We start from the raw sequence: 18,767 nt of genomic DNA, 5'->3' as shown, positions 1-18,767 counted from the left end.
GTGGCCCGTTCGTCTATCGGTTAGGACGCCAGGTTTTCAACCTGGAAAGAGGGGTTCGATTCCCCTACGGGCTACCACTTCATCACACTCCGAACTTTTCCTGACACAGGGCCTGTACTTGCGCCCAGACGGATTTGAATTCCGGCGTGTTTTCGGCGGCATAGTGGAAGTTCTTCATCAATCCCGTAAGCTGAGTGAAGACCTGGCGTACCTCGGCCTTGTCGGCGAACTGCGCGGTGGATTGAGTGACGCCATAGACCAGTTTGAACGTCATCTTCTGACGCTCTAGCGGCACCGACGCATCCACCGGGTCAAAGGCATCCTGCTGCAGATAGACCATGTCGACAAACAGCGCCTTTTGCTGAGTCACAAAATCCTCGATCGTGACCCCTTCCTCGCCGGTCACCTGCATCATCTGGTCAACCTGTTCACCCCTTTCGATCAATGCCAGCAAGTCGCGCACTTTGCCCGTCCATCCGGCTTCGGCGTTGGTGTCGTACCAGTCCGAGAGCTGTTCCAGATAACGCGACCAGCTGAGCATCGGATCGACCGCAGGATAGAACCGCTTATAGGCGCGTTCGGACGACAGGCCGAGGAAACACTTCACCGTGGACAGCGTCGATTGCGTGACCGGTTCATCAAAGTTCCCACCTGCCGGTGACACGGTCCCGATCAGGGTCAGGCTGCCGGTGTCCCCATCATTGGTCTTCATCGCTCCGGCGCGTTCGTACAACCCCTTGATCGAGCTTTCGAGATAGGCGGGAAAGCCCTCTTCCCCCGGAATTTCTTCGAGCTTGCCGGAGGTCTCGCGCATGGCCTGAGCCCAGCGGCTGGTACTGTCCGCAATCAGCAGCACGTCGTACCCCATCTGGCGGTAATATTCGCCCAGGGTGATCCCGGTGAATATAGACGCCTCGCGCGCGGCTACGGGCATCGAGGAGGTGTTGCAGATGATGATCGTCCGGTCCATCAGACTGCCGCCAGTGGTCGGGTCGGTCATCTTCGGGAATTCCGCAATCGTCTCGACAACCTCACCCGCGCGTTCACCACAGGCCACCACGATCACGATGTCCACCTTGGCGTTGCGTGCAATCAGGTTCTGCAGCACCGTCTTGCCTGCGCCAAACGGACCGGGAATACAGGCCGTCCCACCGCGGGCTATCGGAAAGAACGTGTCGATCAGGCGCTGAGAGGTCAGGACAGGTTCGGTTGGATAGAGCCGCTCGGACAAGGTGCGTTTCAGAACGTTTTCCGGCAAAGCCCGCCGTACCGGCCATTTCTGCGACAGGGTCAGCGTGTGCTCACCCCCCTGTGCATCTTCAAGCCGCGCGACGATATCATGGATCATGGCCGCACCCTTCTGAACCCAAATGACTTTGTAGTCCCCAACCCAATTAAAGGGCAGCATGATCTTATGGATGAAATGCCCCTCGGGCACCGCCCCGATGCTGTCGCCTGCTGTGACCGTGTCGCCCACCTTGACCGATGGGGTAAACGACCACTTTGCCTGAGTGTCCAGCGGCGCAACGTCCGCCCCACGCGGCAGAAAGATTCCGAATTCTGCCGCCACTTTGGCCAAAGGCGACTGCAAGCCGTCAAACACCTGCCCCAACAGCCCAGGACCAAGTTCGACCGAGAGCAGCTGCCCGGATTGTTCGACCGGGTCGCCCACGGCGACGCCATCAGTGCTTTCGTAAACCTGCACATCGGCAGTGTCGCCCCGCACCCGTAACACTTCGGCTTTCAGACGTTCCTGACGTCCACCGGGGCCGGGCCGCGTGGGCAGAATGAAAACGACCTCATTCTTGACCAGCTGTCCGGGATGGCCTGTGGCATCAGGGTTCGCCTGAATTTGTACCAGCCCTTCCTGTACCGAGACGACGCGGGCAGTAGAGGTCTGCGTGGCGGAGGTTGGGGCTGTCATGCGCTTACTCCCTCAAAATCCAAGTCGATCGCACTTGCCATGGCGTGTTGCGCCAGTTTCTCAAAGCGCGTTGCCGCGTCACGCGCATTGCTTTGCGCCCAGCGATCAAAAATATTCCAGATCAGAACATAAATCGCCACGGCTTCGAAATCGAACAGATGGCGCGCGGCGTAGCGTTTCAGTTGCATATGGCTGACCGACAAAAGCAACCGTTCAAGCCCCAGGGGGTCATCGACATCCAGCAAGTGTTTGGCTTCTTTGATCCAGGGCATTGGGGTTTCCAGCCGAAAGGAAGGGTCGCCCCAGTTGGCTGGAATGTGTCGGCTCCAGCGTCCAATGCCATAGACGCCACTAGGTGCAGCACCCCCCTGTTTGCGCAGGCGCAGCGCGGCAACCGCAGTCCTCAAATCCATCCGTTCCATGAACAGCTTGCGCAAGGTCGGTTGTGGAATGTGCCGGAGCGCTTCTTTGCATCGCTCAATGGTCTGTGCATCCGAGACGTTCATATCATAGTTGTTCCAGTTCAGAGCGTGTTCCATTACCTCCAGAACCCGCGCATCCGCTGGTGTCAGCGCCCGCAAGCGCCGGTCCAGCCTGAGCCGCGACAGTGGAGGTTGTTTGGCGATGAACAACCGTTCCGAGCCCGGCAGGCTGCTGATCAGCGCGATATAGGCGTCAGGGTCCGACATGTTACCGGATCACACCTTCCAAAACAGCACGAAAGCGCGGCTGCAAATGTTCCATTAACAACGAGGCGACGGCCTTATCGGTCAGATCCAGAACAACCCCCTGTTCATCAGCCCGGATGCGGATGCCATTCTGGGTGTCATCCGCGCTGTGCAGCTCAACCTGTTCCTTCAGCATTTCAGCCGTCAGTCCCAGAACGTAACGCGTCAGCTTTCCCGACTGAATATCATCGGCGTTTTGTTTGATGTCATCCTGAGTGGCGACACTGGGGGGCAGTATGACTTGCGCAGGCCCTTCCAATCTGGCGTCTGACGCGGCGCGACCGACGACCTCAAGGACCATTTGTTTCAGCAGTTCAGGATCAGTCATTTCTTGGGTGACCAGCCGTTCAACATCCTTGCGAAATCGATCTGTCAGACCGGCCTTCATTGTAAGCACCGCATCACGCATCGCTGTGTTCAGCGCCTCTTCTCCGGCTGTGCGATAATTATCCGCCTCGGCACGGGCCTTTTTCCGATACTCATCTACGTCGCGCTTGGCATCGGCAAGAATTTTGGCCGCCTCGGCTTTGGCATCAGCGCGCAGCTTGTCTGCATCGGCCTGACCGGCAGCCACACCATCGCTGCGCAGCTTGTCGATCAGCGCATCCACCCCATGCGAAATCATCCCGTCCTGTGCCATCAGCTAATCCCCGCGCTGATGACCAAAGCAAAGACAAAGGCAAATACGCCAAAGCCCTCGATGATTGCAGCCGGCGCAAGTGCCAGGCCAAAAATCTCGGGCTTTTCCTTGGTTGCGTTAATCGCTGCAGCACAGGCCCTTCCCTGCCAGATGCCGCAATACATCAGGGCGATGCCCGACAGAATGCCGATCCCGAACAGCCCGCCTGCATTTTCAGGCGTCACATCGCGGTTCAGTGTAAACATGATGACAATGCCGTAGATCACCATGGTCGAGGGAAAGGCCGACACGCCGATGAACCGGCCATACCCGCCTTCGGTTTCCGTCATCGCTCCGATACTGGCCTGTCCAGCAATGGAACAGCCAATCGCGCTTGCTGCGGCGCCCAGCGCCATGGGGGCATAGATTCCCAACCAGCCCAATGTAAGTACAAGCTCATTCATTCCTGAACCTCCTTGCGGGCGAACGGGCGAAAGACGATGCCTTCATCCGGCAGACCCCATTTAAAGAATTCGATGTAATTGAGACGTAATCCGTGAACGACGCCACTCATCATGGCGAGCGCGAAATTGAGGATGTGCCCGGCGATCAGGATCAGCACGCCAAACAGAAGGCCCAGCCCTTTCAGGGACTGCATCACCGAGACCGCCAGATCGTTGAACGTGATCGCCAGTGAGGCCGAGGCCAATCCCAGTGCAAACAGGCGCATATAGCTAAGAACATCTCCAAAGGCGCCCATCGCCCCGGCCAACCCCTGTACCCCTTCTATAAGGCGCCAAAGCCAGTCTGACGGTTTGGCAATCTTGCGCTCGCTGGTGAACAGAAGGATCGCCAAAGCGCCTGCGATCATAATCGCAGCACCCGCTGCTGTGGGTCCCCCTTTCATATAGCTCAGCCACAGTATGAACCCGCCGATCAACACCGCGATCCAGCCAAGATTGGCAACGGAACTGCGCCGCCCCCAAGACGCGCGTGCTGCAAGCGCATTCGCCAATATCAGGTGCAGAACGCCGACCACGATTGAAATCATCATCATCGAGTCGAAATTGTTCAGGTCCAACAGCTTGAGTTTCCCCCAAATCGTGCCCGAGGCCGGGGAAGCGCCAAAATAGCTTCCAACCAAAATCCCGTACAGGACCGTCGCGCCCGAGATGATCAAACCATAAAGCCGCCACGATCTTTTCGCCGGTGTATTGTCGAGACGTTTCCAGAAGGCCAACAGCCCCAGCAGGATAACCAGGCCATAGCCGGCATCCGCAACGATCATCGCAAAGAAGATCGCAAACGAGACGGACACGATTATGCTGGGGTCCCATTCTCGGTACCCGGGAACCTGATAGAACAGGGCAAGGTCCACCGCTGCACTGCGATTTTCCGGCTGCTCAAGCAGCGTCGGAGGCATCTCGTTCGGGCCCGGGTCTTCGATCAAAACAGCGGCGTTCTGCGAATTGGCCATGTCCAGGACAGCCTCGACCTGATCGCTGGGCACCCAACCCTGCAAGGCAAACACTTTGCCTTCGTCGCGGACCTTTTGCGTGGCATGGGCCAGTTCGGCTGCGCTTTCGGCGGCGGCAAGATTACGCCGCATCAACGTCAGAAAACGGGTCTGCCCGATACGCTCGGCTTCCAGCGCCTCAATGGCGATTTCGGCCTCTTCCAGCTGAGCTTCAAGCTCGTGAATGGGCAACGAACCCGTATGGGTGCGCGGCACTGGAAGGATGTCGTCTTCGGGATCTTCCGGGGCGATCAGAACGGCGTAGAGAAACCGGTGATCCTCTTGCAGGATGGCCCAGGGCAACTGAAGCTCCGCCAGTGCCTCACGGTGTTTTAGCGGCAGTTGATAGAACCAAAGCCGGTTGCCTGCCAACACATCACTCGGCGGAAAATCCAGATCTCCCCACGGGCGCACCTGAGCGATCCGGTGGGCCAAAAAATCCCGGTGGTCGGTCATATCCCTTATGCGCTGCATCAAGTCCAGGACTTCACCGACGAACTGGTCCATATCAAAACCAGAATCGCGCCGAACCTGACGGCGCGTTTCCGACGATTCCTTCAAAAACCGCAATGCTTTATACGCATCTCGGGCTCCACGCTCGTTGATCCGCTCTGGCTCTGCCGGCGGCGGTGCCAAAGGTAAAACATGCATGCATCCCAATGTCTGCAGCGCGCCCAGAGTGTCCCCCTTGTTCGCGGCGCGGCCGACCAAAGACAGTTTTTTCAGCCTTGCAACACTCATGCCGCAACCTCCTTCGCATGTTTGCGTTTGGAGATTTTCGAGCGCACAACGGATTGCATCTGTTCATCGCTCAGATAGATGCGGATTTTCTTGATGTTGGCCCTGGCGCGCGGGATCAACACCTTCTCGAACAGATTGACGCGCTGGGTGATCGTGGCCACTGATTTGTCAAAAATCCTGACCCTTTCTTCGGCCACTTTCACGCGCAATCGAGCTTCGATCATGTCATGCAACAAACGCGCCACTGCATCCACCCAATGTGGCTTGGCCAAAAGGGAATACGGACGTACCGCGACCTCGATTCGGTCCAGATCGGGCATGGTAACGCCAACCACGTTGACCTTCTTCAGCCGGTAATCCTTTAGTTCGACCAACCCTTCCAGATCGACACCTAGTTGCGCCAGCATGGGCAGCTTTTCCCCGACCTGCCGTGCCAAGCGCGTCACCTCCTCCTGCAGGTACTGCACATTTTTACGTGCCTTGGCCCGTTCAGCCATCAGTTGCTGACGCTTCAGGTCCAAAGACGGCAAGAACCGCTCATAGCTTTTCAGCTGCGTCTGCTCGCGCGCAAGCGACGATTTATTCAGCTGCAACCGCGCCATGTGCATCCTTTGGGAAGTATTTGCCGATCAGATCCTGCTTCATCAGCAACTGCTCGGGGGCAAAGCATTCAGCTAGTGTCTTCCATCCCAGATCTAGCGCATCCTCCAGCGGGATCGAGACGTTGATGTCCATAAAGCGTTTGCGGAACAAAGCGCCGAATTTCAGCAACTGGTTGTCATAATCCGATAGGTCAAACGCCATGGCCTGTTTCTGCGCGGCATCTCGGCTTTCGGAATAGAACCGGATCATCGTGTTCATGATCTGGCCGTGGTCTTCGCGTGTGGTTTTGCCGATTACATTCTGCTTGAGGCGCGACAAACTGCCGAACGGGTCGATCACCCCGGAATGCAGGTAAAACTGGCCTTCGGTGATATATCCGGTGTTGTCCGGCACCGGATGCGTCACGTCATTCCCGGGCATGGTTGTGACAGTCAGCACAGTAACCGATCCACCCTTGGCATAGTCGCAAGCTTTCTCATACCGTCGTGCCAGTTGCGAGTAGAGATCGCCCATATATCCACGCTGCGATGGGACGCGTTCCTGACTGATCCCAACCTCTTTCATCGCATCGGCATAGGCGGTCATATCCGTCAGGAGGACCAGAACACGTTTGCCCTCTTCCACAGCGAATTTCTCGGCAACGGCCAGCGCCATATCCGGCACCAGCAGGCGTTCGACCAACGGGTCCATGGCCTGATTGACGAACATCACGGTCCGCGAGAACACGCCCGCATCCTCGAACGAGGTTCTGAACGTGTGGTAGTCGTCAAAAATCAGCCCTAGCCCGCCAAACACAACAATATCCGCATCCGCCTGAATGCCGATGCGGCTGAGAAACGCGTTGAACGGCTCGCCGGATACCGAAAAAATTGGGATCTTCTGGCTTTCGACCAGCGTATTGAACACGTCGATCATCGGCACATCCGTGCGAATCATCTTGTTGGGAACCGACCGCTCAACCGGGTTCACCGTTGGTCCCCCAATGTCGATGCGCGGTTCGGCAGACAAGTCTGGGCCGCCGTCAATCGCCTCGCCTGCGCCGTCAAACACCCGGCCCAGAATATTGGCCGAATACGGGGTTTGCATCGGATGACCAAGGAACGTTGCTGTCGCCTCGGTCGAAATCCCCTTGGTACCCGAGAACACTTGCAAGGTTATCACATCGCGGTCGATGAAGATGACTTGTGCCAGCGTTCTGTGCCCATCGACGGTTTCGATCACGGCCAGATCGTTGAAACGCACCGTCGCGTCAGCGGACCCGTCACTCGGAACTTTTATCTTTAGCGTATCCCCCACGATCTCGAGAACGCGGGTAAATTTCAGAAGACTTCGGGACATTTCTGATCCTCATAGCCTGAAAACTTGATTGAACTCAAATCGTTCAGCAAACGGTCACAAAAGTCTGCTTTTCAAATCGACCCGCATCACAGCGTCTGCCGAAAAACCATGCGCGCGACCCTGCATTCAAGGGGTCTGCGAACTGAAATTAATGGGCAAATGGTGCTTTAAAACATGATATAAATCAATTCATTTTCAGAAATTTTTCCCGGCCATCACCTCAATTACTAAAAATTTAGTTTGACACGCAGGAGGCAAATCGCTGATGCTGATCGTCATCCGGTCTGCGCCGGATCACATTATCTTTGGGAGGAAACAGATGCGGAGACATCTACTTTCCGCAGTGGCGGCGGCTGCCGTCATTGCGGGGCACGGTCCCGTTTGGGCCGACGAAGCCGCAGCACAACGCTGGATCGACGACGAATTCCAGCCATCAACCCTGTCGAAAGACGAGCAGATGGCCGAGATGCAATGGTTCATCGAAGCTGCACAGCCTTACAATGGCATGGAAATCAACGTCCTGTCCGAAGGCATCCCTACGCACTCTTACGAATCTGAGGTTCTGACCAAGGCGTTCGAAGAAATTACCGGCATCAAGGTCAATCACCAGATTCTGGGTGAAGGCGAAGTAGTTCAAGCCGTTCAAACCCAGCTGCAAACAGGTCGGAACCTGTATGACGGCTACGTGAACGACAGTGACCTGATCGGCACCCACTCGCGTCTGCAGTTGGCGTATCCGCTGACCGACATGATGGGTGGCGACTGGGCGGGCACGACCTCTCCGACGCTGGATCTGGATGACTTCATGGGCATTCAGTTCACCACCGGTCCGGATGGCAAGCTGTATCAGCTGCCTGATCAGCAGTTTGCGAACCTCTACTGGTTCCGCAAGGATTGGTTCGACGATGAGGCAAACAAAGCCGCGTTCAAAGAGAAGTACGGCTATGATCTGGGTGTTCCGGTCAACTGGTCCGCTTACGAAGACATCGCCGATTTCTTTACCAACGATGTGAAAGAAGTCGACGGTACCGCGATCTATGGCCACATGGATTACGGCAAGCGCGCGCCTGACCTTGGCTGGCGTATGACCGACGCTTGGCTGTCGATGGCTGGTGCTGGCGACAAGGGTGAGCCGAACGGCATCCCCGTTGACGAATGGGGCATCCGCATGGAAGCGGGCACCTGTAACCCTGTTGGCGCATCTGTGTCGCGCGGCGGTGCTGCGAACGGTCCAGCTGCGGTCTATGCGATCCGCAAATGGGACGAATGGCTGCGCAACTATGCACCTCCAGGTGCCGCGTCTTATGACTTCTACCAGTCGCTGCCGGCGCTTAGCCAAGGCAACGTGGCCCAGCAAATCTTCTGGTACACCGCCTTTACCGCCGACATGGTGAAGCCGAAGTCCGAAGGCAACAACACCGTCGACGACGAAGGCACACCGCTTTGGCGGATGGCGCCGAGCCCGCATGGCCCCTATTGGGAAGATGGTCAGAAGGTTGGGTATCAGGACGTGGGATCCTGGACTTTCCTGAAGTCGACCCCTGCGGATCGTGCTCAGGCGGCTTGGCTGTATGCCCAGTTCGTGACATCCAAGACGGTCGACGTGAAGAAGTCCCATGTGGGTCTGACTTTCATTCGCGACAGCTCGGTCAACCACGAGTCGTTCACCGAACGCGCGCCCAAGCTGGGTGGTCTGGTCGAGTTCTATCGCTCACCTGACCGCGTGGCATGGTCGCCGACCGGCATCAACGTGCCGGATTATCCGAAGCTGGCCCAGATCTGGTGGCAGCAGATTGGTGACGTGAACTCGGGTGCCTTCACTCCGCAAGAAGCGATGGATCGTCTGGCCGAAGAGATGGACATCACAATGGGCCGGATGCAGGCCGCGGATGAAAGCGCCGGTGTCTACGGCGGTTGTGGTCCGCGCTTGAACGAGCCGCAGGATGCGTCCTTCTGGCTGGAAAAGCCGGGTTCGCCAAAAGCCAAGCTGGAGAACGAAAAGCCGCAAGGCCAGACCGTCAACTATGACGAACTGGTTCAGCGCTGGCAGTCCCAGTAAGCGTAAACTCGTAGGCCGGGCTCAGACCCGGCCTACCCCCAAATACCCCCAGAGAACACCAGATGATCGAACTTCAAGACGCGACCAAACGGGTCGGCAACGTCATCCATATCAAACCCACGAATCTGACGCTGCAAACAGGCCATTTCAATGTGTTACTGGGTGCCACCGGTTCCGGGAAAACATCACTGATCAAGATGATGGCCGGACTGGATCCGATCGCCGCAGGCAAGGTCCTGATGGACGGTCAGGACGTGACTCGGCTGAATACGCAGAAGCGTAAGATTAGTCTGGTGCACCAGTTTTTCGTCAATTACCCCCATATGAGCGTTTTCGACAACATTGCCTCGCCCCTGCGCGTAGCAGGCATGGCGAAAAGCGAAATCGAAGGCCGCGTGGAAGAGGCCGCTGATCTGCTGCAGCTGCGCCCGATGCTGCAGCGCCGCCCGCACGAGCTGTCGGGTGGGCAACAACAACGCACCGCATTGGCCCGCGCGATTGCCAAGGAAAGCCGGGCCGTGTTCCTTGATGAACCTCTGGCCAATCTGGACTACAAACTGCGCGAAGAGCTACGCGAGCAACTTCCTGATCTTTTTGCCGGACGCGGGGCCGTTGTGGTCTATGCGACATCAGAGCCGGAAGAAGCATTGCTGCTCGGTGGTCATACCGCTCTGATGGCAGACGGCCGGGTCACCCAATTTGGGCCAACCGCTGATATCTACCGCAATCCGGAAAACATCGCTGCCGCACGTGTGTTCTCGGATCCGCCGATCAACGTCGCGCATATCACCGTCTCGGGTACACAGGCGCAACTTGCAGGGGGCGGTGGCTGGGCCGTCACCGGCATCGCAGACGGTGAATACACAGTGGCGGTACGCCCGCATCGTGTGACGCCCTTCCGCACGTCGGACGCAGATATAGAACTGACCGGGCGTGTGATCGTGACCGAGCTATCCGGATCTGACTCCAGTGCGCATTTCCAACATGGGAACGACGCATGGGTTTCATTGGCGGCGGGCGTACATCCCTATCAGGTTGGCGAAGACCATAGTTTCTATATGAATCCGGCTCATTGCCGGTATTTCGGCCAAGACGGCAAAAGGGTGGCCTGACATGGCACAGATCAAGCTTTCAAACCTTCGACACAGCTATATGCCATCGCCGCAAGGCCCCGAGGATTATGCGCTGAAGGAAATCGATGTCACTTGGCGCGATGGTGGGGCCTATGCGCTGCTGGGGCCTTCGGGCTGCGGCAAGTCTACGCTGCTGAACATCATCTCGGGCCTGCTGACACCTTCCGAGGGGCAGATCCTGTTTGATGACCGCGACGTGACCGCCCTGCCCCCTGATCAGCGCAACATTGCGCAGGTTTTTCAGTTTCCAGTGATCTACGACACGATGACCGTAGGCGAGAACCTAGCCTTTCCTCTGAAAAACCGGGGCGTTGACGCGGCAACCATCAAGCGGCGTGTTGATGAGATTGCCGAAATGCTGGATGTCGCGGATATGCTGGGCACCAAAGCCTCTGGCCTGAGCCCGGACAACAAGCAAAAAATCTCGATGGGGCGCGGACTGGTGCGCGATGACGTGAATGCGGTGATGTTTGATGAGCCGCTGACCGTGATCGACCCGCATCTGAAATGGAAACTGCGGTCCAAGTTGAAAGAGCTGCACCAGCGCGTAAAAGCCACAATGATCTACGTCACCCACGACCAGACCGAGGCGTTGACTTTTGCTGATGAAGTCGTGGTCATGCAGGATGGTGAAGTGGTTCAGATTGGTACGCCGGTTGAACTGTTCGAGCGGCCTCAGCATACATTCGTTGGTCACTTTATCGGCTCGCCCGGCATGAATGTCTTGCCCTGCGAGACCAAGGGCGATCGCGCTATTTTCGAAGGGCATGAGGTGGTCTTGGAAGGTCCGACCCATGGTGAAGGTGGTCGCACCGATCTAGGAATACGCCCGGAATATGTAGGCTTCGGCCAATCCGGCATACCGGCACATGTCACCAAAGTAGCCGATATCGGGCGCCATTACGTGGTCAGTGCCATGGTTGGGAACACACCGATCAAGGCCGTCACCGAACACAATGCGCCCGAACAAGGCTCGATGGTCTTTCTGCAATTCAAACCCGAGCAGTCCCGCGTCTATCGCGACGGCTGGATCGCAACGCAGGAGCGGGCCCAATGAGAACAATAAACCAAAGAGCATGGTTCTTTGTCTTGCCGGTTCTGGCACTGGTCGCGTTCAACGCGCTGGTGCCAATGATGACGGTGGTCAACTACTCGGTGCAGGAGACCTTCGGCAACAATCAGTTTTTCTGGGAAGGCCTGGGTTGGTTCGAACAGATCCTGCGGTCGGACCGGTTTCAGGCCGCACTTGGGCGACAGTTCCTGTTTACCTTCATGATCCTGATCATCGAGGTGCCCTTGGGCATCATCGTCGCGCTATCCATGCCGCGTAAAGGCTTTTGGGTGCCGGTCTGTCTGGTTCTGATGGCCCTGCCGATGCTGATACCGTGGAATGTGGTGGGCTCGATGTGGAACATCTTTACGCTGCCCAAGATCGGCCTGCTTGGATACTTCCTAAATGACGTTTTGGGCATCAACTATGACATGACCCAACAGCCTCTGTCGGCCTGGATCACTGTCATCATCATGGATGTCTGGCACTGGACTTCGCTGGTGGTTCTACTGTGCTATGCGGGTCTGGTTTCGATCCCGGACGCCTATTATCAGGCGGCCAAGATCGACGGTGCCAGCCCGTGGTCAGTGTTCCGGTATATCCAGTTACCCAAGATGAAGACGGTTCTGACAATCGCCATCCTGCTGCGGTTCATGGACAGTTTCAACATCTACACCGAACCCTTCGTTTTGACTGGCGGGGGTCCCGGAAACTCGACCACCTTACTGTCGATCGATCTTGTAAAGATCGCGCTGGGACAGTTCGACCTTGGCCCTGCGGCTGCGATGAGCTTGATCTATTTCGCCATCACACTGCTGGTCTCATGGGTCTTCTACACTCTGATGACAAAGGATGACGCCGAATGAAAAAGCGCTCCCTCATCCCGATCCTCTATATCGCGTTCCTGATGCTGCCGATCTATTGGCTAGTGGCGATGTCCTTCAAGACCACGAACGAGATCCTGTCGGGCTTTTCTCTGTTCCCGCAGACCTTTACGCTGGAAAATTACATCACGATCTTCACAGACCCGACGTGGTATTGGGGCTACATCAACTCGATCACCTATGTGACGTTGAACACGGTGCTTTCCGTCTGTGTCGCCCTGCCAGCGGCCTATGCGTTCTCACGCTATCGGTTCCTAGGGGACAAGCAGTTGTTCTTCTGGCTGCTGACCAACCGGATGGCACCGGCTGCGGTGTTCGCCTTGCCGTTCTTTCAGCTCTATTCGTCAATCCAGTTGTTTGACACCTATCTGGCGGTGGCGCTGGCGCATACGCTGTTCAACGTGCCGCTAGCGGTGTGGATTTTGGAAGGGTTCATGCGTGGCATCCCCAAGGAGTTGGACGAAACCGCTTATGTGGACGGGTATTCCTTCCCGCGCTTTTTCGTCACGATATTCCTGCCAAATATCAAAGCGGGCGTAGGCGTCGCGGCATTCTTCTGCTTCATGTTCTCATGGGTCGAAATGCTGTTGGCCAAGACTCTGACAGCGGTCGAGGCCAAACCCATCGCTGCCGTAATGACCCGAACCGCGTCCAGCGCCGGGTACGAATTGGGCCTGCTGGCCGCCGCCGGGACGCTGACCATCATCCCCGGCGCCATCGTCATCTGGTTTGTCCGCAACTACATCGCGCGTGGTTTCGCGATGGGGCGTGTATGAGGTTCGATATGCGTAAACTGCTTTTGATCCCCTTTCTGATCCCGGGTTCGGCCTTGGCGCAAGCACAGGCCGGGTGGGGAAGTGTAGGTCAGCCCGAAGAAAAAGAGTTTTCCTGGACTGCGCCCTTGTGGCCGGATTTCTGGATGGCTTGGACACCGGCGACCCTGGCCGTATTTGTCGGCATCTTTTCAGCCATTGCGCTGATCGGTCTGCTGGAAGGGTTCAAATTCCGCGACGGGATTGAACGGCGCGGCGTTCTGGGCTTGACCACCACATTGGGCGACCGGCTGTTCATCACATTGCTTGGGGCAGCTTACATTTTTCTGGCCTGGTTAGGGCTAGTCGGGCAACCGGTCTGGACACCGCTGTTCCTGTCCATCGGCTGGGGCGTTTTCGTGTTCTGGAAAGTTTAAGCTTTGCGAAACCATCAAAGAATGCTTGTCTGTCAGGCACAGGTAAAATGACGGCACTGGGATCAATGCGAAAGAAAAAGACGACAAACCTGCTGACCGAGGTCGAACTGGAGTTCATGAACGAACTCTGGGCTCTGGGTCAGGGCTCGGTGCGTGATGTACTGGACCGGCTGCCACCGGATCGGAACCTGGCCTATACGTCAGGGGCAACAATCCTTCGCATTCTTGACGAAAAAGGCTTTGTAGAAAGTCGCAAAAACGGCAAGACCCTGAGTTATACGCCGCTTCTGGAAAAGGATAGGTATCAGGCGCGCTCACTGCAGAACCTGTCACGAACCTTGTTCGATGACACACCAGCCACGCTGGTTGCACGGTTGGTAGATGACGCCGGTCTGAGCGAGGCAGATCTTGAGGATATTCGGGCATTGGTAGAGAGGAGACTGCAAAATGACAGCGGTTAAACCGGTTCTCGACGCATTTCTCGAACTGAATCTGGTTCTTGCCCTAGCAGCGATTGTATGGATCGCGGCAAGATACGTGGTTTCAATGACGCAGATGCGACACGGGTTTGTTGCACAGCTACGCGCATTGAAAATTCTGTGTCTTTGCGTCCTGCTCAGCCCCCTTTTGGCAATCGGGGCTGGTTTGGTCATGGCGATGTATTCCGTTGAAGGCGGGGTCGCCATTGGGGATCTTGCGGTTGCCGCCTATCTGCGTGGCGATATCGCCATGCCCGCCACCCAGTTCGAGGCCCTGCTCAATACCCGGCAAAGGTGGATCGAACAGACCCTTTCAGGCGAAAACCCGATTATATCGGCAATCTTGGTGGTAATGGCGCTCTATTCTGCGGTCTGCATCCTGCGCATTATCCGTGACGGGTTGGCAATCCGAGGCATTGTTCGCTCCAGCTATCTGTGGCGAAGCTCGGAAAAGGTCGATATCCGCCTGTCCGACCGGGTCACAGTCCCCTTCGCCGTTCGCGGTTTGTGGCGCAGGCATGTGGTATTGCCCAGCCATCTGCTCAACACCCCCAGCGATATGCGGTTTGCCCTTGCACACGAGCTGCAACATGTAAGGGCTGCCGATGTTGAATGGGAACTGGGGTTCGAGCTTTTGCGGCCGTTCCTGTTCTGGAACCCGGCATATCTGATTCTCAAGTTTCAATTCGATCGGCTGCGCGAGCTGGCCTGTGATCAATCCGTCGTTTCGCGCCGTGAAATCAACGCGGTCGAATACACGTCCTGCCTGCTGAACTATTGCTCCAATTCAGTAATGCGCGGCAGCCCGCGTGTATTGAACGTAGCATTGGTTAAAGGGGGCAAGGCCAAACGCGTCTTGCGTCAACGTGTGATTGCCCTGGCAGATGCCCCTGCAATCCAACCCACAATGCCCCCTCTGTTCTTTGCCTTAAGCGCGGCTTTTGCTGTGATATTGGCGTTAGGCGCTGCGTCATTGCAGCCTGTAGACGACTGGAGCCATGACAGGTTGATGCTGTCGACCGTTGTGAACCTTGAACGGTTGGAAGCCCGCAATCAGGGCAACTGACCCTTATTCGTGGGAAATATTTTCGAAGGATCTGCAGCGCGACGCACATTCTTGCAGCGAAGCCAATCCGCGTTTGCTGAAGAAAGAAATCGCAGGTTGCTTGGCGAAACAGGCTGAGTGGCGGTGCTGTCAGGCAAATTCGAACCAGTCTCAGTCTACCTCAGAAAGCTGAAAATTAGGCGAAACTAAATTGGCTCCACGCCGAAAGGGCGGCAGTTCAACTGAGTTTGAACTTGTCGCGTGAGTAAAGCTGCCGTTCATGATTGAAGTGACTATGGACGGAAGTGTTGTCTGCAGCAAACTTTTGCAAACACCGCATTTGCCGGAAGCAGAGCATCGCACGTTCTTTTCGCCGACGGAAGATGGGAATACTCAGCAAGATTGTTCTTCCAACGGTCGGTTTCTTGCCTTGAGGCATTTCCTATGACTTTCATCGCCGCGTCGTAAGAGTGCGACTTGTCAGTGACGACGAAACCTGACTGGCCCCATCGTTTCATCGCTGTCTTCAAGTGTAAAAGGGCCGCAACACGATCACGGCGCTTCGTGAAATAGATTTCCAGCACCTCGCCTTCATGGTCGGCTACCCGCCACAGGTGATATTGCTTGCCGTTGATCTTCAACAATAACCTTATTTAAATGCCGCCACCAGTTCGCGAAACATCGCATCCGATTTATGCGTTTTCGGCTAATTTCTGCGGCACAGATAGGGCCAAACCTATTCAACCAGAATCGAACATACACGATCACTGCTAGACGAATGATCTCAGGGTTGGTTTTGAAGCAACAAAAAAGTGAGCGTTTTTGTCATCAAGCGAAGCTACGAAACTGCCCTGCCTGTCTCAAGCCAATTTCCCCTGCACCACCCGTTCAAATGTTCAGGGCTTGCGGATCGAATGGCACAAGAATCTCCTGATTTTCTGTACCTCGGATCAAAAGTTGGTTTCCCAGAGTTTCAACTGCAATCACCCTGGCTCCACTACACCAACGAAGCGCCCCGATTACATGTGTAACCTCAACTTGGCGATCGGGGTTTAGATGAATGACGCCGTGATCGTTCGGGAAACTATTTTCGACATTTCCTAGGATGGGCGAAGCGGCCCCCTCCTCAACCCCAAGGCAGGCGAAGTGGCGGCTCGACCAAGGAGCATAATATCGACCACCGTTCGAATGCCACAACATCGTCATCGGCAAGGCCTGAGCCGATTTAAGCGACAGGAACATGTCGCCCTCCACGGGGCGAGTTACCGCGGTCCAACCCAATTTCTCTTCAGGCGAATCCAATCCAACAACAAAGTCTTCACTCTGTGGAGACCATGGGTAGTTTGACAGATTCACTTCGCGGTCTTTCCCGGGAAAAGACGCCAACGTTTGGCTTTCAGCCGGATATCTAAGCGCTGAATAGCCTAATGCCGGATCAACTTCCTGTTCAACCTTAGGCGTTCTCCAACACTGCTTTCGAGAGGTTTGAATGATCCCACCATTGGGCAAGGATACATTTGCGTGATTTGCAACCGGCATCGTGCCGTCGCCACCAATGAAAGTGTGACGCTGGTAGACGAATGGATGCTCAGGATGCAGTGTAATCTCTTTTTGCAGCCTAGCTCCATAGACCGTTCTGTCGAGCTCAGCGCGCAAATAGCTGTCGGTCTTTTCTTCTAGTCTCCAACGAGAGTTAGCTGGCCACCCATGCAGCGGCGATGTCCCCTCAGTTGACCCGAATGGGGCGCAGAAGAAATCACCGCCGAGTTTTTCCAAATGAGGTGCTATACCTTCGGGCATAACTTCGTCTGTGCCGACCCAAGGTGCGCGATGTAGTGGTGAAATCTCAGCGTCACCGTCGTACACACTGAAACTCTCGATCAACCCCAACTGCAAATCGAATGAAAGCCGGATGCCTGTTGCGGACAGCTCGATCACAAACCACTCCTAGCCCAAAAAATCATTCCACCAATACCATGACGCGACCATTTCCTACTCTGGTTTTGTAGGTGCGAAGATCTTCGCATACGGGCGCCCTCAAAGCTTTGCCCGTGCGATAGTCGAATAGCCCATTATGCTTGGGGCACTCTATCTCATTGTCCATCACCAGACCGTCCGATAAGTGCACTTGTTCGTGTGTACAGAGGCCGTCGGTGCAATAGAACTCATTGTCCAAACTGCGAACAATCAAGTAGGTTCTACCGTCGTGGTCCCAACGAATGAGATCTTCTTCCTCAACATCGTCTACGGCGCATGCGTCAACCCAAGGCATTACGTTCCTCCTCGATCACCAATTTCTAACCCCGTGTTTCTCTCCGGAACTGCCAAGTGAAAATGTTCCCGATATGGGCGGGCCGTCGGTGGGAGAGACTTTCGTATGGCGTAACTCGGGTCAACACGCTGCTTCATGACAGAACCCATCATTTCTTTGTAGCCGTCCCAAATCGAAGTATTCGGCGGCGGCAGATCATCCTTGATCAGATCATGAAGCGCTGGAAGAGAGTAATACGGAACCATCGGGAACATGTGATGCTCAATATGGTAATTCATGTTCCAGTAAACCCAACGGCTTATCGGGTTCATATAAAGTGTACGTGAATTTAAACGGTGATCAAGAACGTTCTCCGCAAGCCCTCCATGCTGAAGCAACCCCGTCATTACAAAATGCCAACACCCATAGACCCGAGGACCTCCGATCAAGAGTATGGGGATCAGGGATTTCCATGCGGCCCCGGAGACAAGCAAAACAAATGAAATCAACAAAACAGCGGCGTAGATCGCAATGTTAATCCGCGCCCAAAGGACCGCTTTGGGCCATTGGCTTTCCGGAATGTAATCCTGCTCTTCTTGCGACAAGTTCCCCATGGCATTTCGCATTAGAACTTTGAGTGAAGTCCAGGTCTCAAAAATCCCTACAAATGCAAGCGCCTTCAGGATCAGGTTGATCGGGTGCATCCACGCTATTTCCGGATCGCGGCCAACAATGAGTGTATCGGTGTGATGCCGCGCATGGCTCCAGCGCCAATTGACCGGGTTTCGCATAATCTGGAAGGACGCGATGTGGTACACGACGTCGTTCATCCATCGGGTTCGAAAGGCTGTTCCGTGTCCGCATTCGTGCCAACGGCTGTCGCAGGCCGAACCATACACGACACCGTAAGCAAACCAGAATGGCACGCAAAGCCAGCTGCCCCAGAAGTACAGCCCGCCAGCCGCAAATACAAAGTGCAAAGCGATCCAGATCACTGTGTCACGAATGGCCGGCGCATCCCTGCGCTTCATAAGCGATTTCAGCTTCTTACGAGGAACATCGCTGTGGTACCACTCTGCGGCCGAAAGACCGTTTTCTATCGCTTGACGCGTATTTACACCAGTCAGGGAATAATCCCGAACAGTGAGTTCAGAGCCAATGGGTGTGGTCGACTTACTCATTTCCCCTGTCTCCATCGCTCACAGCG

General features: G+C 55.7%; 18 protein-coding genes, 1 tRNA gene and 1 pseudogene. 9 read left to right on the top strand and 11 right to left on the bottom strand.

The window, feature by feature from the left end; all coding sequences use genetic code 11:
• Positions 1–2: 2 nt before the first annotated feature.
• Positions 3–77 (top strand) — tRNA-Glu (locus tag AC2FFF_RS15430).
• A 5-nt stretch (positions 78–82) separates the two neighbouring features.
• On the opposite strand, the gene AC2FFF_RS15425 is transcribed toward AC2FFF_RS15430, so the two are convergent.
• Genes AC2FFF_RS15425 through AC2FFF_RS15395 form a run of 7 tightly spaced genes read right to left on the bottom strand, consistent with a single transcriptional unit; the run spans position 83 to position 7,469 of the window.
• Complete coding sequence (locus tag AC2FFF_RS15425; protein ID WP_281972340.1) at positions 83–1,924, bottom strand: V-type ATP synthase subunit A; 1,842 nt, start codon at positions 1,922–1,924, stop codon at positions 83–85.
• On the bottom strand, positions 1,921–2,613 hold the full coding sequence (locus tag AC2FFF_RS15420) for a hypothetical protein (protein WP_281972341.1): 693 nt from the start codon (positions 2,611–2,613) through the stop codon (positions 1,921–1,923). The genes AC2FFF_RS15425 and AC2FFF_RS15420 overlap by 4 nt, the downstream gene beginning before the upstream one ends.
• A 1-nt stretch (position 2,614) precedes the next feature.
• A complete protein-coding gene (locus tag AC2FFF_RS15415; RefSeq protein WP_281972342.1) occupies positions 2,615–3,292 on the bottom strand; it encodes a hypothetical protein in 678 nt (225 codons plus the stop codon).
• Positions 3,292–3,735 carry an ATP synthase subunit C gene (locus tag AC2FFF_RS15410; protein WP_281972343.1) on the bottom strand — a complete coding sequence of 148 codons (444 nt, stop codon included), beginning with the start codon at positions 3,733–3,735 and terminating at the stop codon, positions 3,292–3,294. Before AC2FFF_RS15410 ends, AC2FFF_RS15415 begins: the two co-directional genes overlap by 1 nt.
• On the bottom strand, positions 3,732–5,528 hold the full coding sequence (locus AC2FFF_RS15405) for a V-type ATP synthase subunit I (RefSeq protein ID WP_281972344.1): 1,797 nt from the start codon (positions 5,526–5,528) through the stop codon (positions 3,732–3,734). The genes AC2FFF_RS15410 and AC2FFF_RS15405 overlap by 4 nt, the downstream gene beginning before the upstream one ends.
• Complete coding sequence (locus AC2FFF_RS15400; RefSeq protein ID WP_281972345.1) at positions 5,525–6,130, bottom strand: V-type ATP synthase subunit D; 606 nt, start codon at positions 6,128–6,130, stop codon at positions 5,525–5,527. The genes AC2FFF_RS15405 and AC2FFF_RS15400 overlap by 4 nt, the downstream gene beginning before the upstream one ends.
• Entirely contained in the window at positions 6,108–7,469 is a 1,362-nt protein-coding gene (locus AC2FFF_RS15395) for a V-type ATP synthase subunit B (RefSeq protein ID WP_281972346.1), read from the bottom strand. Before AC2FFF_RS15395 ends, AC2FFF_RS15400 begins: the two co-directional genes overlap by 23 nt.
• Before the next feature lie 319 nt (positions 7,470–7,788).
• Here AC2FFF_RS15395 and AC2FFF_RS15390 point away from each other — a divergent pair, with 319 nt between their 5' ends.
• The 8 genes from AC2FFF_RS15390 (at position 7,789) to AC2FFF_RS15355 (ending at position 15,330) form a co-directional block, all read left to right on the top strand.
• Positions 7,789–9,528 (top strand): ABC transporter substrate-binding protein, encoded by a 1,740-nt coding sequence (locus AC2FFF_RS15390; protein ID WP_271946219.1) that lies wholly within the window; start codon positions 7,789–7,791, stop codon positions 9,526–9,528.
• Between the two features lie 62 nt (positions 9,529–9,590).
• Complete coding sequence (locus AC2FFF_RS15385) at positions 9,591–10,640, top strand: ABC transporter ATP-binding protein (RefSeq protein WP_281972347.1); 1,050 nt, start codon at positions 9,591–9,593, stop codon at positions 10,638–10,640.
• A gap of 1 nt (position 10,641) precedes the next feature.
• A complete protein-coding gene (locus AC2FFF_RS15380) occupies positions 10,642–11,718 on the top strand; it encodes an ABC transporter ATP-binding protein (protein WP_271946215.1) in 1,077 nt (358 codons plus the stop codon).
• On the top strand, positions 11,715–12,578 hold the full coding sequence (locus tag AC2FFF_RS15375; protein ID WP_142634709.1) for a carbohydrate ABC transporter permease: 864 nt from the start codon (positions 11,715–11,717) through the stop codon (positions 12,576–12,578). The genes AC2FFF_RS15380 and AC2FFF_RS15375 overlap by 4 nt, the downstream gene beginning before the upstream one ends.
• A complete protein-coding gene (locus AC2FFF_RS15370) occupies positions 12,575–13,372 on the top strand; it encodes a carbohydrate ABC transporter permease (RefSeq protein WP_142634711.1) in 798 nt (265 codons plus the stop codon). The genes AC2FFF_RS15375 and AC2FFF_RS15370 overlap by 4 nt, the downstream gene beginning before the upstream one ends.
• 8 nt (positions 13,373–13,380) lie before the next feature.
• Entirely contained in the window at positions 13,381–13,785 is a 405-nt protein-coding gene (locus AC2FFF_RS15365; RefSeq protein ID WP_281972348.1) for a DUF2160 domain-containing protein, read from the top strand.
• A gap of 65 nt (positions 13,786–13,850) precedes the next feature.
• Positions 13,851–14,246: a BlaI/MecI/CopY family transcriptional regulator gene (locus tag AC2FFF_RS15360; protein WP_142634715.1), complete on the top strand. Its 396-nt coding sequence runs from the start codon at positions 13,851–13,853 to the stop codon at positions 14,244–14,246.
• Positions 14,233–15,330, top strand: coding sequence for a M56 family metallopeptidase (locus AC2FFF_RS15355; protein ID WP_281972350.1), 1,098 nt, complete (start codon positions 14,233–14,235; stop codon positions 15,328–15,330). The genes AC2FFF_RS15360 and AC2FFF_RS15355 overlap by 14 nt, the downstream gene beginning before the upstream one ends.
• 217 nt (positions 15,331–15,547) lie before the next feature.
• On the opposite strand, the pseudogene AC2FFF_RS15350 reads toward AC2FFF_RS15355, so the two are convergent.
• The 4 genes and pseudogenes from AC2FFF_RS15350 to AC2FFF_RS15335 form a co-directional block, all read right to left on the bottom strand.
• Positions 15,548–16,092, bottom strand: a pseudogene (locus AC2FFF_RS15350) (DDE-type integrase/transposase/recombinase).
• Between the two features lie 105 nt (positions 16,093–16,197).
• Positions 16,198–17,247 carry a hypothetical protein gene (locus tag AC2FFF_RS15345; RefSeq protein ID WP_282021392.1) on the bottom strand — a complete coding sequence of 350 codons (1,050 nt, stop codon included), beginning with the start codon at positions 17,245–17,247 and terminating at the stop codon, positions 16,198–16,200.
• 22 nt (positions 17,248–17,269) lie between these two features.
• The gene (locus AC2FFF_RS15340; protein ID WP_281972352.1) at positions 17,270–17,581 is read right to left on the bottom strand and encodes a MocE family 2Fe-2S type ferredoxin; all 312 of its coding nucleotides are present in this window, start codon (positions 17,579–17,581) and stop codon (positions 17,270–17,272) included.
• The gene (locus tag AC2FFF_RS15335; protein WP_281972353.1) at positions 17,581–18,741 is read right to left on the bottom strand and encodes a fatty acid desaturase family protein; all 1,161 of its coding nucleotides are present in this window, start codon (positions 18,739–18,741) and stop codon (positions 17,581–17,583) included. Before AC2FFF_RS15335 ends, AC2FFF_RS15340 begins: the two co-directional genes overlap by 1 nt.
• Positions 18,742–18,767 lie beyond the last annotated feature (26 nt).

The organism is Ruegeria sp. YTSA226 (genome assembly GCF_059609905.1).
This window is presented reverse-complemented; position numbering and strand designations above follow the sequence as displayed.

Excerpts from the sequence above, each read along its gene's own strand:
- AC2FFF_RS15425 (WP_281972340.1), bottom strand. The coding sequence starts at position 1,924 with ATGACAGCCCCAACCTCCGCCACGCAGACCTCTACTGCCCGCGTCGTC.
- AC2FFF_RS15420 (WP_281972341.1), bottom strand. The coding sequence starts at position 2,613 with ATGTCGGACCCTGACGCCTATATCGCGCTGATCAGCAGCCTGCCGGGC.
- AC2FFF_RS15415 (WP_281972342.1), bottom strand. The coding sequence starts at position 3,292 with ATGGCACAGGACGGGATGATTTCGCATGGGGTGGATGCGCTGATCGAC.
- AC2FFF_RS15410 (WP_281972343.1), bottom strand. The coding sequence starts at position 3,735 with ATGAATGAGCTTGTACTTACATTGGGCTGGTTGGGAATCTATGCCCCC.
- AC2FFF_RS15405 (WP_281972344.1), bottom strand. The coding sequence starts at position 5,528 with ATGAGTGTTGCAAGGCTGAAAAAACTGTCTTTGGTCGGCCGCGCCGCG.
- AC2FFF_RS15400 (WP_281972345.1), bottom strand. The coding sequence starts at position 6,130 with ATGGCGCGGTTGCAGCTGAATAAATCGTCGCTTGCGCGCGAGCAGACG.
- AC2FFF_RS15395 (WP_281972346.1), bottom strand. The coding sequence starts at position 7,469 with ATGTCCCGAAGTCTTCTGAAATTTACCCGCGTTCTCGAGATCGTGGGG.
- AC2FFF_RS15390 (WP_271946219.1), top strand. The coding sequence starts at position 7,789 with ATGCGGAGACATCTACTTTCCGCAGTGGCGGCGGCTGCCGTCATTGCG.
- AC2FFF_RS15385 (WP_281972347.1), top strand. The coding sequence starts at position 9,591 with ATGATCGAACTTCAAGACGCGACCAAACGGGTCGGCAACGTCATCCAT.
- AC2FFF_RS15380 (WP_271946215.1), top strand. The coding sequence starts at position 10,642 with ATGGCACAGATCAAGCTTTCAAACCTTCGACACAGCTATATGCCATCG.
- AC2FFF_RS15375 (WP_142634709.1), top strand. The coding sequence starts at position 11,715 with ATGAGAACAATAAACCAAAGAGCATGGTTCTTTGTCTTGCCGGTTCTG.
- AC2FFF_RS15370 (WP_142634711.1), top strand. The coding sequence starts at position 12,575 with ATGAAAAAGCGCTCCCTCATCCCGATCCTCTATATCGCGTTCCTGATG.
- AC2FFF_RS15365 (WP_281972348.1), top strand. The coding sequence starts at position 13,381 with ATGCGTAAACTGCTTTTGATCCCCTTTCTGATCCCGGGTTCGGCCTTG.
- AC2FFF_RS15360 (WP_142634715.1), top strand. The coding sequence starts at position 13,851 with ATGCGAAAGAAAAAGACGACAAACCTGCTGACCGAGGTCGAACTGGAG.
- AC2FFF_RS15355 (WP_281972350.1), top strand. The coding sequence starts at position 14,233 with ATGACAGCGGTTAAACCGGTTCTCGACGCATTTCTCGAACTGAATCTG.
- AC2FFF_RS15340 (WP_281972352.1), bottom strand. The coding sequence starts at position 17,581 with ATGCCTTGGGTTGACGCATGCGCCGTAGACGATGTTGAGGAAGAAGAT.
- AC2FFF_RS15335 (WP_281972353.1), bottom strand. The coding sequence starts at position 18,741 with ATGAGTAAGTCGACCACACCCATTGGCTCTGAACTCACTGTTCGGGAT.